The following is a 15584-nucleotide window of genomic DNA, read 5'->3' on the forward strand; positions in this document are numbered from 1 at the left end:
CACAGGGGTGCCACCCGAACGGGTGACACCCCTCATCTGCGGTTCTCCGCCCGCAGGCCGCTACACCGCTCGTCAGGTCTGCGCCATGTCCACAAAACGGGAGTAGTGCCCCTGGAAAGCCACGGTGATGGTCGCCGTCGGGCCGTTACGGTGCTTGGCCACGATCAGGTCGGCCTCGCCGGCGCGGGGCGACTCCTTCTCGTAGGCGTCCTCGCGGTGCAGCAGGATGACCATGTCCGCGTCCTGCTCGATGGAGCCGGACTCACGCAGGTCGGAGACCATCGGTTTCTTGTCCGTACGCTGCTCGGGGCCACGGTTCAGCTGCGAGAGCGCGATGACCGGCAGTTCCAGCTCCTTGGCCAGCAGTTTGAGGTTACGGGACATGTCCGAGACCTCCTGCTGACGGCTCTCGGCGCGCTTGGATCCGCCGGACTGCATCAGCTGGAGGTAGTCGATGACCACCAGCTTCAGCTCGTTGCGCTGCTTGAGGCGGCGGCACTTCGCGCGGATCTCCATCATCGACAGGTTCGGCGAGTCGTCGATGTAGAGCGGCGCAGCCGACACGTCCGGCATCCGCCGGGCCAGGCGGGTCCAGTCCTCGTCCGTCATCGAGCCGGACCGCATGTGGTGCAGGGCCACCCGCGCCTCGGCGGACAGCAGACGCATCGCGATCTCGTTGCGGCCCATTTCGAGCGAGAAGATCACGCTCGGCAGGTTGCTCTTGATGGAGCACGCCCGGGCGAAGTCCAGCGCGAGGGTGGACTTACCCATCGCGGGGCGGGCCGCGATGACGATCATCTGGCCGGGGTGCAGGCCGTTGGTGAGGGAGTCCAGGTCGGTGAAGCCGGTGGGTACGCCGGTCATCTGGCCCTGACGGGAGCCGATCGCCTCGATCTCGTCGAGGGCGCCCTCCATGATGTCGCCGAGCGGCAGGTAGTCCTCGCTGGTGCGCTGCTCGGTGACGGCGTAGATCTCCGCCTGGGCACTGTTGACGATCTCGTCGACGTCGCCGTCGGCCGCGTATCCCATCTGGGTGATGCGGGTGCCGGCCTCGACGAGCCGCCGCAGGACCGCCCGTTCATGGACGATCTCGGCGTAGTACTCGGCGTTGGCCGCCGTCGGCACGGACTGGACCAGGGTGTGCAGATACGACGCGCCGCCCACCCGGGCGATCTCGCCACGCTTGGTCAGCTCGGCCGCGATGGTGATCGGGTCGGCCGGCTCGCCCTTGGCGTACAGGTCGAGGATCGCCTGGTAGATCAGCTCGTGGGCCGGCCGGTAGAAGTCGTGGCCCTTGAGCACCTCGACGACGTCCGCGATGGCGTCCTTGGACAGCAGCATGCCGCCGAGCACGGACTGCTCGGCGTCCAGGTCCTGGGGCGGTACGCGCTCGAAGCCGCCGGAGGACCAGCCACCCTCCTCGTCGCCACCGCGGTCGCGGCGGTCGTCGCGGCCCCGGCCCTTGCCCTCGCCTCGACGGGAGCGCGCGGCGGGCAGCCGGTCACTGGGGCCGGCGTCAGCCCAGGGGTCTTCCACGGGCTCGGGCATGCTCACCCCGGCACCTCCTCCCGTCCGCGGCGCGGACCTTGCTGTGCCCCTCTTTCTTACGGCACAGCACTGACAAATCGAGACGCCCGGCTCCGGTTACGGCGCGTCGAGTTCGGATGGGTTCTCAGGCCGGATCAGGGGCCAGGCGCCGGACTACGGTAGGCCCGCCGGGACCGTCCGCCAATCTGGTTATCCACAGGCCATGTGGACGATGGCCCCGTTCCTGTGGAGAAGTCCGCCGATCCTGTGCACGGCACGGGGGACACCGCTGTGGACAAACACACAATCAGTCGACCCCTGGCCACCTGACCTGCGACTTTGTCGTCCATAGGCTGTGCAGGAGAAAAACTTCGGCAACCTGTTCATGATCGGGCCGAACGGCGTGGAGGAGAACGCTCCACGCGCTGCGAAGTAATGATTGCTCAGCAGTTGTGCCACTTACCTGTGGAAGATTAGATTGGCGGCATGACACAGGCTCCCGCGACGCCGCGGCGTACCGACCGCCGCCACGACCGCGAGATCATCTCGCTCGCCCTGCCCGCCTTCGGAGCGCTCGTCGCGGAACCGCTCTTCGTCATGGTCGACAGCGCCGTCATCGGTCACCTCGGCACCCGGCAGCTCGCCGGGCTCGGCGTCGCCGCCCCGCTGCTGACGACCGCGGTCTCGGTCTTCGTCTTCCTCGCGTACGCCACCACCGCCGCCGTCGCCCGGCGGGTCGGCGCCGGTGACCGCTCGGCCGCCATCCGGCAGGGCATGGACGGTATCTGGCTCGCCCTGCTGCTGGGCGCCGCCGTACTGGCCGCCGTCCTGCCCACCGCACCCTGGCTCGTCGACATCTTCGGTGCCTCGGCCACCGCCGCCCCGTACGCCATCACGTACCTGCGCATCAGCGCCCTCGGCATCCCGGCGATGCTCGTGGTGCTGGCGGCCACCGGCGTACTGCGCGGCCTCCAGGACACCCGGACACCGCTGTACGTCGCCATCGGCGGCTTCTCCGTCAACGCGGCCCTGAACATCGGACTGGTCTACGGCGCCGGACTCGGCATCGCCGGATCCGCCTGGGGGACGGTCATCGCCCAGTGCGGTATGGCCGCCGTCTACCTGGTCGTCGTGGTGCGGGGCGCCCGTCGGCACGGCGCCTCCCTCCGGCCGGACGCGGCCGGGATCCGCGCCTGCGCCCAGGCCGGGGTGCCGCTGCTCGTTCGTACGCTCTCGCTGCGCGCCGTCCTCATGATCGCGACCGCCGTGGCCGCCCGCCTCGGGGACGCCGAGGTGGCCGCCCACCAGATCGTCATCACCCTGTGGTCCCTGCTGGCCTTCGCCCTGGACGCCATCGCCATCGCCGGCCAGGCGATCATCGGCCGTTACCTGGGAGCCGACGACGTGACGGGCGCCAAGGCCGCCTGCCGCCGCATGGTGCAGTGGGGCCTCGCCTCCGGCGTGGTGCTCGGGCTGCTCGTCGTCCTCTCGCGGCCGCTGTTCATGCCACTGTTCACCGACGACCAGGCCGTGAAGGACGCGCTGCTGCCCGCGCTCCTGGTCGTCGCCCTCACCCAACCGGTCGCCGGCATCGTCTTCGTTCTCGACGGCGTGCTGATGGGCGCCGGTGACGGTCCCTACCTGGCCTGGGCGATGCTGGTGACGCTGGCCCTCTTCGCGCCGGCCGCACTGCTGGTGCCGGTCATCGGCGGCGGCCTGACCGCGCTGTGGTGGGCCATGACTCTGATGATGACCGTGCGGATGCTGACATTGTGGGCACGCACCCGGTCGGGCCGCTGGATTGTGACCGGAGCCTCGCGTTGAAGCCACCCGAAACAATGGCCCCGTGCTGATAATGACCCTGTGCGCCCGCTTGCCAGGAAGATCGTCCTGCCCCTGACGCTGACTGTCGTCGGGGCAGGCGCCATAGTGGGCTACGCCTCCCAGGAAGCCGACACCAGCAGCCGTGGCAACGGCACGCTCAGAAGCGGTCACGGCAAGTCGGGAGAGGCCCGCCAGGACCCCCAGGACCAGGACCCTGCCGCCACCGCGCCCGCCGACGACGGCAGCGCGTACACCCCGCGCAGTACCGAGCAGAACGCCCGCGTGGGGGCCCTCTTCGAGAAGGACGACTCCGGCGACCACTTCTGCACCGCCAGCGTCGTGCAGAGTCCCGGCCGGAACATGCTGATCACCGCGGCGCACTGCGCTTTCGACGTCGAGACCGGCGAACCCGTCAACGACCTCGTCTTCGCACCCGACTACCGCGACGGCAAGGAGCCGACCGGCCTGTGGAAGGTCGAGAAGGTCGTCGTCGACGAACGCTGGGCCAAGTCCCAGGACGAGGACATGGACGTCGCCTTCCTCGTCCTCGGCAGCAAGGACGGCAAGCAGATCCAGGACGTGCTGGGCGGCAACACCCTCGGCATCGACCCCGGCTTCGACAATGACGTCAAGATCACCGGCTACCCCACCAGCAGTGAGACGCCGATCTCCTGCCACAACCGCGCCACGAAGTTCAGCGACACACAGATGCGCGTCCGGTGCACCGACTTCGCGGGCGGCACGAGCGGCAGCCCCTGGCTCGCCGACTACGACCCGAAGAGCCACACCGGCACGGTGATCGGCGTCCTGGGCGGGCACCAAGGCGGCGGCGACGAGGACGACATCTCCTACGCCGCGTACTTCGGTGACGCTGTCGCCGATCTGTACGAGCGGGCCCAGGAAGAGGACGAAGGCTGAGAGCCGGCGACTCTCAGCAGCCCCGTGCGCATGCGTGAGGGCCGCACCCCGTTACCGGAGTGCGGCCCTCACGCGTGCTGCGGTGTCGCTGCTATCAGGCGGCGACGACCTCGACGCCCAGCTTCGCGACGACGTCGCTGTGCAGGCGTACGGACACCTGGTGCGCGCCCAGGGTCTTGATCGGCGAGCCGAGCTCGACGCGGCGCTTGTCCACGTCGGGGCCGCCCGCAGCCTTGATCGCCGAGGCGACGTCGGCCGGGGTGACGGAGCCGAACAGGCGGCCGGCGTCGCCGGCACGCACGGCCAGCTTCACCTTGACGCCCTCGAGCTGGCCCTTGATCTCGTTGGCCTGCTCGACCGAGGCGATCTCGCGGATCTTGCGACCGCGGCGGATCTGCTCGACGTCCTTCTCGCCACCCTTGGTCCAGCGGATCGCGAAACCGCGCGGGACCAGGTAGTTACGGGCGTAACCGTCGCGGACGTCGACGACGTCGCCGGCGGTGCCGAGGCCGGAGACCTCGTGGGTGAGGATGATCTTCATGTGTCGGTCACCCTTCCCTTATCGCGCAGTGGAGGTGTAGGGCAGCAGCGCCATCTCACGGCTGTTCTTCACGGCCGTGGCGACGTCACGCTGGTGCTGGGTGCAGTTGCCGGTCACCCGGCGGGCACGGATCTTGCCGCGGTCGGAGATGAACTTCCGCAGCAGGTTCGTGTCCTTGTAGTCGACGTAGGAGATCTTCTCCTTGCAGAACACGCAAACCTTCTTCTTAGGCTTGCGAGCAGGCGGCTTCGCCATTGTCTCTCTCCAGTGAGTTCAAGAAGTTTGTGCTGACGCCCTCAGGCCCCCGGCCGTCTCGCGCTGTTTCACGTGAAACAGCGCGTGTACGTGCCGGATGTCGGCCCTAGAAGGGCGGCTCGTCCGAGTAGCCGCCGCCGGAGCCGCCGCCCCAGCCACCGCCGCCACCCTGCTGGCCGCCGCCGGCAGGAGCACCGGTCGCCCACGGGTCGTCGGCGGGAGCACCGCCGCCGCCCTGCTGGCCACCGCCGGGGCCGCCGCCCCAGCCGCCGCCACCCTGGCCACCGCCCTGCGGACCGCCGCCGAAGCCGCCGCCCTGGCCACCGCGGCCCGAGGTCTTGGTGACCTTGGCCGTGGCATTGCGCAAGCTGGCGCCGACCTCGTCGACGTCGAGCTCGTAGACCGTGCGCTTGACGCCCTCGCGGTCCTCGTACGACCGCTGCTTCAGGCGGCCCTGCACGATCACGCGGGTGCCCCGCGTAAGGGACTCGGCGACGTTCTCCGCCGCCTGACGCCACACCGAGCAGGTCAGGAACAGGCTCTCGCCGTCCTTCCACTCATTGGTCTGACGGTCGAAGGTGCGGGGGGTGGACGCGACGCGGAACTTCGCGACCGCCGCACCGGACGGGGTGAAGCGCAGCTCGGGGTCGTCGACAAGATTGCCGACGACCGTGATGACGGTCTCGCCTGCCATTAGGGGAACCTCTCGGCGGGTGTGCTGCTGGCTGCTGGTGTTGCTACTCGAACCCGGTTACCGCTGACGCTGATGCGTCAGTGGGTCTCGGGACGGAGGACCTTGGTCCGGAGGACCGACTCGTTCAGGTTCATCTGACGGTCGAGTTCCTTGACGACCGCAGGCTCGGCCTGCAGGTCGATGACCGAGTAGATGCCCTCGGGCTTCTTGTTGATCTCGTACGAGAGACGACGACGGCCCCAGGTGTCGACCTTCTCGACCTTTCCGTTGCCCTCACGGACGACGGAGAGGAAGTTCTCGATCAGCGGGGAGACAGCGCGCTCCTCGAGATCGGGGTCGAGGATGACCATCACCTCGTAGTGACGCATGTAGAACCCACCTCCTTTGGACTCAGCGGCCACGGTCGTTCCGTGGCAGGAGGGTCATGATGCGTTCCGCACCCGGCCCGGCCAGGAGACCTGGGCAGACGTGGGCGCAGACTGTACAGAGTACCCGCCCGCGGGCTTCCGGTTGAAATCCGGCCGCTGACCCCCCCAATCTGGAACACAACGGGTGTGAGCGGCGTTACAGTTCGCCGCCCTGTCTTCGGAGGTGCCGCATGGCACAGGCAGTCCGGCCGCAGCACGGCCTCCTCTCTCTTCTGAACAGCGACGGCAAGGCCCATCCCGTCGAGAACACCCTCGTCGCCGTGACGCTGGTGTTCGGCGCGATCGCCTTCGCCACCGCCCACTTCCACCACCTTCACCTGCTGAGTTCCTGGACGGGGCTGATCGGCATCGGTACCGGCGCGTGGGGTCAGTTCATCTCCGCCACCACCGGCGAGCGCTTCCTGCTGATCATCGGCCTCGGCGCCGCGGCGGTCGGCTTCTTCCTCGGCATGGCGCACGGAGGCCTCTTCGGCGGGCTGCTCGGCTAGCCGGGCGGCGGGGCTCCACCCCCCTACGCCCAAACGGGGCGCTCCCTAGTCACAGTAGGCTTCGGCGCGAGAGCCGGAGCCCCGACCCTGGGGACAAACCTGCCGAGGAGCGCCCCGCATGAGCCTGACCCTGAGGACCATCAGCCGAGAGCAGCATCTGGCGTACATCCAGAGCCTGCCTTCGGCGAGCCACATGCAGGTGCCGGCCTGGGCCGATGTGAAGTCCGAATGGCGCTCGGAGAACCTGGGCTGGTTCGACAAGGCCGGTCAGCTGGTCGGCGCGGGCCTGGTGCTCTACCGCCAGCTGCCCAAGATCAAGCGGTACCTCGCGTACCTGCCCGAGGGGCCGGTCATCAACTGGTTCGCGCCGAACCTGGAGGATTGGCTCAAGCCGATGCTGGCGCACCTGAAGCAGCAGGGCGCCTTCTCGGTGAAGATGGGCCCGCCGGTGATCATCCGGCGCTGGGACTCCGGCGCGATCAAGTCCGGGATCCAGGACCCGGACGTCAAGCGCCTGCGTGACGTCGAGCCCACCCACATCGAGCCGCGCGCCTTCGAGGTGTCCGACAAGCTGCGCCGGATGGGCTGGCAGCAGGGTGAGGACGGCGGAGCCGGCTTCGGTGACGTCCAGCCCCGGTACGTCTTCCAGGTGCCGCTGGAGAACCGTTCGCTGGAGGATGTCCACAAGGGCTTCAACCAGCTGTGGCGCCGCAACATCAAGAAGGCCGAGAAGGCCGGCGTCGAGGTCGTCCAGGGCCGCTACGAGGATCTCGCCGAGTGGCAGCGCCTGTACGAGATCACCGCGGTGCGCGACCACTTCCGGCCGCGGCCGCTCGGCTACTTCCAGCGGATGTGGGCAGCCCTCAACACCGAGGACCCCAACCGCATGCGGCTGTACTTCGCCCGGCACAACGGCGTGAACCTCTCCGCCGCGACGATGCTGGTCGTCGGTGGCCACGTCTGGTACTCCTACGGTGCCTCGGACAACATCGGCCGTGAGGTCCGGCCGTCCAACGCCATGCAGTGGCGGATGCTGCGCGACGCCTACGCGCTCGGCGCCACCGTCTACGACCTGCGCGGCATCAGCGACTCGCTCGACGAGAACGACCCCCTTTTCGGCCTCATCCAGTTCAAGGTGGGCACGGGTGGGCAGGCAGCCGAGTACCTGGGCGAGTGGGACTTCCCGCTCAACAAGCTCCTGCACAAGGCGCTCGACATCTACATGTCGCGTCGCTGACCGTCACACTCCCTGTTCGACCGCATCGCAGCCACGAGAAAGGTTCCGGGCCCGGCCATGGCGCTCACCCTCTACGTCGACACCGCGCGCTGGCGGGCACACCAGCAGAGCGTTCTGCAGCAGTTCCCGGGGCTCGTCCCGGTCTGCAAAGGCAACGGCTACGGCTTCGGCCACGAGCGCCTCGCCGAGGAGACGACCCGGCTCGGTGCCGACCTCCTGGCCGTGGGGACGACGTACGAAGCGGCTCGCATGAAGGACTACTTCAGCGGTGACCTGCTCGTACTGACCCCCTTCCGGCACGGTGAGGAACCGGTTCCGCTGCCGGACCGAGCCATCCGTTCGGTCTCCTCGGTCGAGGGTGTGGGCGGTCTGGTGGGCGCCCGGGTGGTCATCGAGGTCATGAGCAGCATGAAGCGCCACGGCGTGCTGCCCGAGGACCTGCCGAAGCTGGCCTCGGCCATAGAGGACGTACGGCTGGAAGGCTTCGCCATCCACCTGCCGCTGGACCGTACCGACGGCTCCGACGCGGTGGAGGAGGTCATCGGCTGGATGGACCGGCTGCGGGCCGCCCACCTGCCGCTGCACACGATGTTCGTCAGTCACCTCAAGGCCGATGAACTCCACCGTCTCCAGCAGCAGTTCCCGCAGACGCGCTTCCGCGCGCGGATCGGAACCCGGCTGTGGCTCGGGGACCACGAGGCCACCCAGTACCGCGGCTCGGTCCTGGACGTCACCCGGGTCGGCAAGGGCGACCGCTTCGGTTACCGCCAGCAGAAGGCCGCGTCGGACGGTTACCTGGTCGTGGTGGCCGGCGGTACGTCGCACGGCGTGGGCCTGGAGTCGCCCAAGGCGCTGCACGGTGTGATGCCCCGCGCCAAGGGCGTGGCGCGGGCGGGCCTGGCGACCGTCAACCGCAACCTCTCGCCGTACGTGTGGGGGGGCAAGCAGCGGTGGTTCGCGGAGCCCCCGCACATGCAGGTCTCCATCCTCTTCGTGCCGGGCGACGCCCCCGAGCCCCACGTCGGTGAGGAACTGGTGGCGCATCTGCGGCACACCACGACGCAGTACGACCGCATCGTGGACCGCTGAGCAGCGGTCGCTCGCACGGAACAGCACAGGCCCGGGGCCGCAGAGCAGATCTGCGGCCCCGGGCCTGTTCCGTACGCGCCGCTACCGGCCCGGTTACTTCCGGGCCGCACCCCAGCGCACCTGCGGCGTTCCCTCGAACTGCACGGCGTGCCGTGGCAGGTGCTGTGCCCGGCCGAGCACGAAGACGTCCGGTGCTTGGTCCAGCACGCCGCCCGACGGATCGTCGTCACCGTCCTTGCGTACGACGTCCCGCTCCGGCAGCAACACGTCGCGTACCACCACGGCACACAGGTACAACGTCCCCAGCAGATGCAGTGCCATGGCCAGCTGGTAGCCCTCCAGCGGCAGTCCCTGGTGCTTGTCACCGTTGCCCGTGTAGGCCAGGTACAGCCAGATGCCGAGGAAGTACATGACCTCGCACGCCTGCCACACCAGGAAGTCACGCCAGCGCGGCCGTGCCAGCGCGGCGAGCGGGATCAGCCACAGCACGTACTGCGGTGAGTAGACCTTGTTGGTGAGGATGAACAGCGCGACGACCAGGAAGGCGAGCTGCGCGAACCGCGGTCGGCGCGGTGCGTGGAAGGTGAGCAGCGCCAGAGCGCCGCACCCCAGGATCATCAGCAGCGTCGCGTAGGTGTTCGCGTCCTCCAGCGGATTGCCGGTGCGCTGGGAGATGAGCAGCCAGATCGATCCGAAGTCGATGGGCCGCTCCTGGCTGAAGGTGTAGAACTTCGCCCAGCCCTCCCGGATGTGGAATCCGGACCCGTCGTGCGTGATCATCACCGGCACGTTGACGACCAGCCACGCGGCCGCGGCTCCGGCGACGGCCTTGCCGTAGGAACGCCACTGCCCGGCCCGCCAGCACAGGACGAGCAGCGGGCCGAGCAGCAGCACCGGGTACAGCTTCGCGGCGGTCGCGAGCCCGATGAACACGCCTGCTGCGAGGGTTCGGCTACGCGACCACATCAGCATTCCGGCAGCGGTCAGCGCGACGGCCAGGAGGTCCCAGTTGATGGTGGCCGTGAGCGCGAGGGCGGGAGCGAGGGCGACCAGGAGGCCGTCCCAGGGGCGTCGGCGATGGGTGCGTGCCACGCAGACGGCGAGCGCCGCGGCACAGGCCATCAGCAGGCCGGCGTTGACCAGCCAGTAGATCTGTTCGCGCTCTTGCATGGAGCCGCCGTGCGGGGTCAACCAGGAAGCGACCTCCATGAACACGCCTGTCAGTACCGGGTATTCGAGGTACTCCATTTCGCCGGGCAGCCTGTCGAAGTACGGAATCAGACCGTCGGCGAAGCCGCGTCCCGCGTACAGGTGGGGGATGTCGGAGTAGCAGGCGTGGGTGTACTGGCTGGTGGCGCCGAAGAACCACCCGCTCTCGTAGCACGGCAGCTTCTGCACCATGCCGAGCGCGAACATCCCGATCATGACGAGCGCGATGACGCGTACCGGGTTCCACCAGCCCGTGCCGAAGACCGCGCGCCGCCCGGCAAGGCCACCGACCAGCTCGCTGCCGGCCGCCGCCACCTCGTCCCGTCGCGTCGGCCGTACCGGCTCGTCCTGTCGCACGCTCGTCATGCGCCCATCCTGCCGTACGACCCTGGCCCGAACGCGGAGAAGCCCCCGGCCCGTATGCACGGGTTCCGGAGGCTTCTCCGTCACGTTTCACGTGAAACAGTCACCGGTCAGTAGTCGCGTCGTCCCCCTGACGCCGAGCCGCCGGCCGGGGGGTCGAAGATGCCGCCGTCGTCGCCTCCGGGCCCTCCGGTGCTCGGGTCGGGTGTCGCCGTGGTGCCGCCGGAATCTCCGCCGCCCGGACGTCCACCGTTGTCCCCGCCGTTCGCTCCGCCGTTGTTCTGGCAGTTGAGGTCCCAGTCCGAACACGTGTGGGTCGGCTTGGGCGTGGGCGTAGGACTGGTCGGTGCGGGCTTGGAGGGCGTGGGCGTCGGGGAGCTCGGCGCGGGAGCGGACGGGGTGGGCTTCGGGGACGGGCTCATACCGTCCCCGTAGACCGTCTGGCCGATCGGTCCGGGCTGCGGGAAGCGTTCGAGCTTCTTGCCCTTCATGACCTGCGCCATGTAGTCCGCCCAGATACGGGCCGGGAACGACGCACCGTGGACCTTCTTCTCACCGCCCACGCCGTACATCTTCAGGAACTGCTGCTGCTTGGCCTGGTCGTCCACCCGCCACATGCCGATCGTGGTGGCCAGTTGCTTCGTGTAGCCGGCGAACCAGGCCGACTTGTTGTCGTCGGTGGTACCGGTCTTGCCGGCCGCCTCGCGCCCGTCGGGCAGCTTCGCCGCCGTACCGGTGCCCTTCTCCACCACGGTCTTCAGCACGTCCGTCACGTTGTCCGCGACCGCGGCGCTGAAGCCCGTCTTGGGCTTCTTGGTGTGCTCGTACTTGGTCTGGCCGTCCTTCTCGACGGACTCGACCGAGTACGGGTCGTCCTGCTGCCCGCTGGCGGCGAAGGTGGCATACGCGCCCGCCAGCCGGATCGCGCTCGGCGCCGAGGTGCCCAGCGAGAAGGCCGGGGTGGTCTTCGCCATGCTCTGGTCGTCGCGGAGTCCCGCGGCGATGGCCGCTTCCTTCACCTTGTCCCGGCCGACATCCATGCCGAGCTGGATGTACGGGGTGTTCACCGAGAACTGCATGGCGGTGCGGAGGGTGACTTTGCCCTTGTCCTCGTTGCCGTCGTTCGCCTGGTGCCACTCCTTGCCGTCCTTGTCGTGCCAGACGGTCCCGTCGTAGTTGAGCAGCTTCAGCTTGTTGTCACCGTTGTAGATGCTGTTCGGCGAGACGCGTGTGCGCCGTTCGGGATTGTGCGGATCCCGTACGCCGTCGCTCATCGCCGCCGCCAGCACGAACGGCTTGAAGGTCGAGCCGACCTGGACACCGGTGTAGTCGGCGTTGTTCGTGTAGTGCTGGGTCGCGTCCTTGCCGCCGTAGATGGCGACGATCTTGCCGGTGCCCGGTTCGACCGAGGCGCCGCCGAACTGGACGTACTTGTCCACCTCGCGCTTGGCCGGATCGATGTGCTCCTTGGTGACCTTGTCCACGGACGCCGCGAGCTCGTTGACCTGCTTTTCGTCGAACGTCGTGTGGATCTCGTAGCCACCCTTCTTGAGCATGGCATCCGTGATCTTGGTGTTCGCCGTGATGTAGTTGTTGGCCAGGTCGACCAGGTAGCCCTTCTGGCCGCGGAGGTCCATGGCCTTCTTGGGCTCCTTGGGCATCGGGAAGTCCTTGATCGGGTCCCGGTCCGCATTCTTCATCCGTCCGACCTCGACCTCACGGTCCAGCGTCCACTTCCAGCGGGCCTCGGCGCGCTTGAGGTTCGCGCCCTTGGCCTCCGTCGTGATGTACGGGTCGTAGAGGTTGGGGCCGTTGAGCAGCGCGGCCATGAAGGCGCTCTCACTCGGGGTGAGCTTGTCGCAGTCCTTGCCGTAGTACGCCCGGGACGCGGCCTGGATGCCGTACGCACCGCGCCCGTAGTACGCGGTGTTGAGGTAGCCCGCCAGGATGTCCTTCTTCTCCTCCTTGATGCCCACCTTCACGGAGATGAACAGCTCGGTGAGCTTGCGCTTGAGGGTCTGCGACTGGTCGAGGTAGGTGTTCTTCACGTACTGCTGGGTGATGGTGGAGCCACTCTGGGTCTCACCGCCCCGAGCCATGTTGAAGACCGCTCGGGCGATGCCCATCGGGTCGACTCCCGAGTCCTTCTCGAAGGACGCGTTCTCGGCGGAGATCACCGCGTTCTGCATGGTCGAGGGGATGGAGGTGATCGGCACGATCTGGCGGTTGAGCTCGCCGCCGCCCGCGACGACCATCGGCTTGCCGTTGGACCAGTAGTAGACGTTCTTCTGCAGCAGCGACGCCTTCTGCACATCCGGGATGTCCACGTAGGCGAGTGCGAGTCCTGATGCGCCGACGATCAGCGCGAGGAAGCCGATGCAGGTGCCGAGGGTCTGTTTCCAGGAGGGTACGAACCGGCGCCAACCGACCTTGCCGGAGCGCGGGTAGTCGATGAGCCGCTTCTTGCCGGGCCTGCCCGACCCCCGGCCCCGTCCGCGACCACCTTCGTCACCACCGCCGCCACCGGCGCGGCGGCCGCCTCCGCGGCCGCCATGTCCGCTGCCCGAGGCCATCGCCGCCGTGTCGGAGGCACGTCGTCGGCCGCCGCGTTGTGCGGCGCGCCGGGCCTCGGCTCTGCCGCCGGCCGGCCGTTCCTGCCCGTACGCTCCGGGATCGGGTCCGGGGGCAGGTGCGGAGCCGCGGGTGGGCGCGGCGCGGCGCCCCGGTGATTGCTGTGCGGCTCGTCGGGCCGCAGCACGTCCGCCGCCCTGCGGCTGGGGCGGTTTGCGACGGTGCTCGCTCATGGAACGAATACTCCTCGGGCAGGCGCGCTATCTATCTCGTCGCCTGAAGGCGGCAGTTGGCTTCAGGTCCCCCCGACGTACGGCACCCATATGGCTCATGGGGTCGCACTACACCGGGGACGGGGACGTCATGTTCCGCCCCGCGGTTCCCGGCAGTTTGCATGGCGCACAGACTACGCACGGCCAAAACCTGCCCACTGTCGAAATTCACTCCAAATCAGTCAGGTTGGGTAGAACGAAACGGTGATGTGATGGCGTTCACCGTCCCCCCTCTTGTTCCTCCCCTGGGGCCGATCTATCGTCTGGATGTATCGGATCGATACATCAGCTCGGCATAAAGAGCGCACGACACCAAGGAGGCGGACATGAGCAGGCGGTCCGGCATCCTTGAGTTCGCCGTCCTCGGACTGCTCCGTGAGTCCCCCATGCACGGCTATGAGCTGCGTAAACGGCTCAACACCTCGCTGGGGGTCTTCCGTGCGTTCAGCTACGGCACGCTCTATCCCTGCCTGAAGGCGCTGGTCGCCAACGGCTGGCTGGCCGAGGAGACGGACGGTTCCCCGGAGCCCGCGTCCCTCACCGGCCGCCGGGCGAAGATCGTCTACCGGCTGACGGCGGAGGGGAAGAGCCACTTCGAGGAGCTGCTCGCCCACTCCGGCCCGGACGCGTGGGAGGACGAGCACTTCGGCGTCCGCTTCGCCTTCTTCGGGCAGACCTCGCGCGACGTACGGATGCGGGTCCTCGAAGGCCGCCGCAGCCGGCTGGAGGAACGCCTCGAAAAGATGCGCACCTCCCTGGCCCGTTCGCGTGAGCGGCTGGACGACTACACCCTCGAACTTCAGCGGCACGGCATGGAGTCCGTGGAACGCGAGGTCCGGTGGCTCAACGAGCTGATCGAGAGCGAGCGCGCCGGCCGCGACCAGCGCGCCGTCGACCCTGCCGAGCAGCAGCAGAAGGACACGTCAGGAGATGCGGGCGGCCTGCCCCGGCGTCGGGGTGGTTCCCGGCCGGATCCGTCCGATGACACCACCACATGAGGTCCGCAGTCAGCGGGACCTTCTCGAGATCACAGGGAGCAACCGGAATGGGTTCGGTTCGCGTAGCCATCGCCGGCGTGGGCAACTGCGCCGCCTCGCTGGTACAGGGCGTCGAGTACTACAAGGACGCAGACCCGGACACCCGCGTGCCCGGCCTGATGCACGTGCAGTTCGGCGACTACCACGTGCGTGACATCGAGTTCGTGGCCGCTTTCGACGTCGACGCCAAGAAGGTCGGCCTCGACCTGGCGGACGCCATCGGCGCCAGCGAGAACAACACCATCAAGATCTGCGACGTGCCGAACTCCGGCGTGACCGTCCAGCGCGGACCCACCCTCGACGGTCTGGGCAAGTACTACCGCCAGACCATCGAGGAGTCCGACGAGACGCCGGTGGACATCGTCCAGGTCCTCAAGGACCAGCAGGTCGACGTCCTGGTGTGCTACCTGCCCGTCGGCTCCGAGGACGCCGCGAAGTTCTACGCGCAGTGCGCCATCGACGCCAAGGTCGCCTTCGTCAACGCCCTCCCGGTCTTCATCGCCGGCACCAAGGAGTGGGCGGACAAGTTCACCGAGGCGGGTGTGCCGATCGTCGGTGACGACATCAAGTCCCAGGTCGGCGCCACGATCACGCACCGCGTGATGGCCAAGCTCTTCGAGGACCGGGGCGTCGTCCTGGACCGCACGATGCAGCTGAACGTCGGCGGCAACATGGACTTCAAGAACATGCTGGAGCGGGAGCGTCTGGAGTCCAAGAAGATCTCCAAGACCCAGGCCGTCACCTCGCAGATCCGCGACCGCGAGCTGGGCGAGGACAACGTCCACATCGGCCCGTCGGACTACGTCGCCTGGCTGGACGACCGCAAGTGGGCCTACGTCCGCCTCGAAGGCCGCGCCTTCGGTGACGTCCCGCTGAACCTGGAGTACAAGCTGGAGGTCTGGGACTCCCCGAACTCCGCCGGTGTCATCATCGACGCTCTGCGCGCCGCGAAGATCGCCAAGGACCGCGGCATCGGCGGCCCGGTGCTCTCCGCGTCCTCGTACTTCATGAAGTCGCCGCCGGTGCAGTACTTCGACGACGAGGCGCACGCGAACGTCGAGAAGTTCATCAAGGGTGAGGTCGAGCGCTAAGCTCCGCGCCCTTCCCCGTGCTCACAGGCCCCCGGAAATT

At 68.2% G+C, this 15584-nt stretch carries 14 protein-coding genes; 7 read left to right on the top strand and 7 right to left on the bottom strand.

Features of this window, described 5'->3' with window-relative positions; genetic code table 11:
* Positions 1-72: 72 nt before the first annotated feature.
* Positions 73-1548, bottom strand: a complete 1476-nt coding sequence (gene dnaB, locus AB0A97_RS23265) for a replicative DNA helicase (RefSeq protein WP_031007727.1) — start codon at positions 1546-1548, stop codon at positions 73-75.
* A gap of 465 nt (positions 1549-2013) precedes the next feature.
* On the opposite strand from dnaB, the gene AB0A97_RS23270 reads away from it, so the two are divergent.
* Together AB0A97_RS23270 and AB0A97_RS23275 are read left to right on the top strand one after the other, a co-directional pair.
* Positions 2014-3351: an MATE family efflux transporter gene (locus AB0A97_RS23270; RefSeq protein WP_361153058.1), complete on the top strand. Its 1338-nt coding sequence runs from the start codon at positions 2014-2016 to the stop codon at positions 3349-3351.
* A gap of 39 nt (positions 3352-3390) precedes the next feature.
* Entirely contained in the window at positions 3391-4269 is an 879-nt protein-coding gene (locus tag AB0A97_RS23275) for a trypsin-like serine protease (RefSeq protein WP_361153061.1), read from the top strand.
* Positions 4270-4363: 94 nt separating this feature from the next.
* Here AB0A97_RS23275 and rplI read toward each other — a convergent pair whose 3' ends face one another.
* The 4 genes from rplI to rpsF all read right to left on the bottom strand — a co-directional run bounded on the left by rplI (position 4364) and on the right by rpsF (position 6127).
* Complete coding sequence (gene rplI, locus AB0A97_RS23280) at positions 4364-4810, bottom strand: 50S ribosomal protein L9 (protein WP_030017088.1); 447 nt, start codon at positions 4808-4810, stop codon at positions 4364-4366.
* 18 nt (positions 4811-4828) lie between these two features.
* Positions 4829-5065 carry a 30S ribosomal protein S18 gene (gene rpsR / locus AB0A97_RS23285; RefSeq protein WP_003978893.1) on the bottom strand — a complete coding sequence of 79 codons (237 nt, stop codon included), beginning with the start codon at positions 5063-5065 and terminating at the stop codon, positions 4829-4831.
* Between the two features lie 106 nt (positions 5066-5171).
* Positions 5172-5759: a single-stranded DNA-binding protein gene (locus tag AB0A97_RS23290; protein WP_361153065.1), complete on the bottom strand. Its 588-nt coding sequence runs from the start codon at positions 5757-5759 to the stop codon at positions 5172-5174.
* 77 nt (positions 5760-5836) lie between these two features.
* Positions 5837-6127: a 30S ribosomal protein S6 gene (gene rpsF, locus AB0A97_RS23295; protein WP_003978891.1), complete on the bottom strand. Its 291-nt coding sequence runs from the start codon at positions 6125-6127 to the stop codon at positions 5837-5839.
* A 230-nt stretch (positions 6128-6357) separates the two neighbouring features.
* Here rpsF and AB0A97_RS23300 point away from each other — a divergent pair, with 230 nt between their 5' ends.
* The 3 genes from AB0A97_RS23300 to AB0A97_RS23310 all read left to right on the top strand — a co-directional run bounded on the left by AB0A97_RS23300 (position 6358) and on the right by AB0A97_RS23310 (position 9001).
* Positions 6358-6675: a hypothetical protein gene (locus tag AB0A97_RS23300; protein ID WP_031007735.1), complete on the top strand. Its 318-nt coding sequence runs from the start codon at positions 6358-6360 to the stop codon at positions 6673-6675.
* 118 nt (positions 6676-6793) lie between these two features.
* On the top strand, positions 6794-7912 hold the full coding sequence (locus tag AB0A97_RS23305) for a peptidoglycan bridge formation glycyltransferase FemA/FemB family protein (protein ID WP_361153068.1): 1119 nt from the start codon (positions 6794-6796) through the stop codon (positions 7910-7912).
* 57 nt (positions 7913-7969) lie between these two features.
* On the top strand, positions 7970-9001 hold the full coding sequence (locus tag AB0A97_RS23310; protein ID WP_361153071.1) for an alanine racemase: 1032 nt from the start codon (positions 7970-7972) through the stop codon (positions 8999-9001).
* 93 nt (positions 9002-9094) lie between these two features.
* Here AB0A97_RS23310 and AB0A97_RS23315 read toward each other — a convergent pair whose 3' ends face one another.
* On the bottom strand, positions 9095-10576 hold the full coding sequence (locus tag AB0A97_RS23315; RefSeq protein ID WP_361153074.1) for a glycosyltransferase 87 family protein: 1482 nt from the start codon (positions 10574-10576) through the stop codon (positions 9095-9097).
* 107 nt (positions 10577-10683) lie between these two features.
* Positions 10684-13377, bottom strand: a complete 2694-nt coding sequence (locus tag AB0A97_RS23320) for a transglycosylase domain-containing protein (RefSeq protein WP_361153077.1) — start codon at positions 13375-13377, stop codon at positions 10684-10686.
* Between the two features lie 365 nt (positions 13378-13742).
* Between AB0A97_RS23320 and AB0A97_RS23325 the strand changes: the two genes are divergently transcribed.
* Both AB0A97_RS23325 and AB0A97_RS23330 read left to right on the top strand, forming a co-directional pair.
* Positions 13743-14414, top strand: coding sequence for a PadR family transcriptional regulator (locus tag AB0A97_RS23325; RefSeq protein WP_361153080.1), 672 nt, complete (start codon positions 13743-13745; stop codon positions 14412-14414).
* Positions 14415-14461: 47 nt separating this feature from the next.
* Positions 14462-15544 (top strand): inositol-3-phosphate synthase, encoded by a 1083-nt coding sequence (locus AB0A97_RS23330; protein ID WP_361153082.1) that lies wholly within the window; start codon positions 14462-14464, stop codon positions 15542-15544.
* Positions 15545-15584 lie beyond the last annotated feature (40 nt).

This window comes from Streptomyces sp. NPDC045470, assembly GCF_040646595.1.
Classification (GTDB): domain Bacteria; phylum Actinomycetota; class Actinomycetes; order Streptomycetales; family Streptomycetaceae; genus Streptomyces.

Excerpts from the sequence above, each read along its gene's own strand:
- dnaB (WP_031007727.1), bottom strand. The coding sequence starts at position 1,548 with ATGCCCGAGCCCGTGGAAGACCCCTGGGCTGACGCCGGCCCCAGTGAC.
- AB0A97_RS23270 (WP_361153058.1), top strand. The coding sequence starts at position 2,014 with ATGACACAGGCTCCCGCGACGCCGCGGCGTACCGACCGCCGCCACGAC.
- rplI (WP_030017088.1), bottom strand. The coding sequence starts at position 4,810 with ATGAAGATCATCCTCACCCACGAGGTCTCCGGCCTCGGCACCGCCGGC.
- rpsR (WP_003978893.1), bottom strand. The coding sequence starts at position 5,065 with ATGGCGAAGCCGCCTGCTCGCAAGCCTAAGAAGAAGGTTTGCGTGTTC.
- AB0A97_RS23290 (WP_361153065.1), bottom strand. The coding sequence starts at position 5,759 with ATGGCAGGCGAGACCGTCATCACGGTCGTCGGCAATCTTGTCGACGAC.
- rpsF (WP_003978891.1), bottom strand. The coding sequence starts at position 6,127 with ATGCGTCACTACGAGGTGATGGTCATCCTCGACCCCGATCTCGAGGAG.
- AB0A97_RS23300 (WP_031007735.1), top strand. The coding sequence starts at position 6,358 with ATGGCACAGGCAGTCCGGCCGCAGCACGGCCTCCTCTCTCTTCTGAAC.
- AB0A97_RS23305 (WP_361153068.1), top strand. The coding sequence starts at position 6,794 with ATGAGCCTGACCCTGAGGACCATCAGCCGAGAGCAGCATCTGGCGTAC.
- AB0A97_RS23310 (WP_361153071.1), top strand. The coding sequence starts at position 7,970 with ATGGCGCTCACCCTCTACGTCGACACCGCGCGCTGGCGGGCACACCAG.
- AB0A97_RS23315 (WP_361153074.1), bottom strand. The coding sequence starts at position 10,576 with ATGACGAGCGTGCGACAGGACGAGCCGGTACGGCCGACGCGACGGGAC.
- AB0A97_RS23320 (WP_361153077.1), bottom strand. The coding sequence starts at position 13,377 with ATGAGCGAGCACCGTCGCAAACCGCCCCAGCCGCAGGGCGGCGGACGT.
- AB0A97_RS23325 (WP_361153080.1), top strand. The coding sequence starts at position 13,743 with ATGAGCAGGCGGTCCGGCATCCTTGAGTTCGCCGTCCTCGGACTGCTC.
- AB0A97_RS23330 (WP_361153082.1), top strand. The coding sequence starts at position 14,462 with ATGGGTTCGGTTCGCGTAGCCATCGCCGGCGTGGGCAACTGCGCCGCC.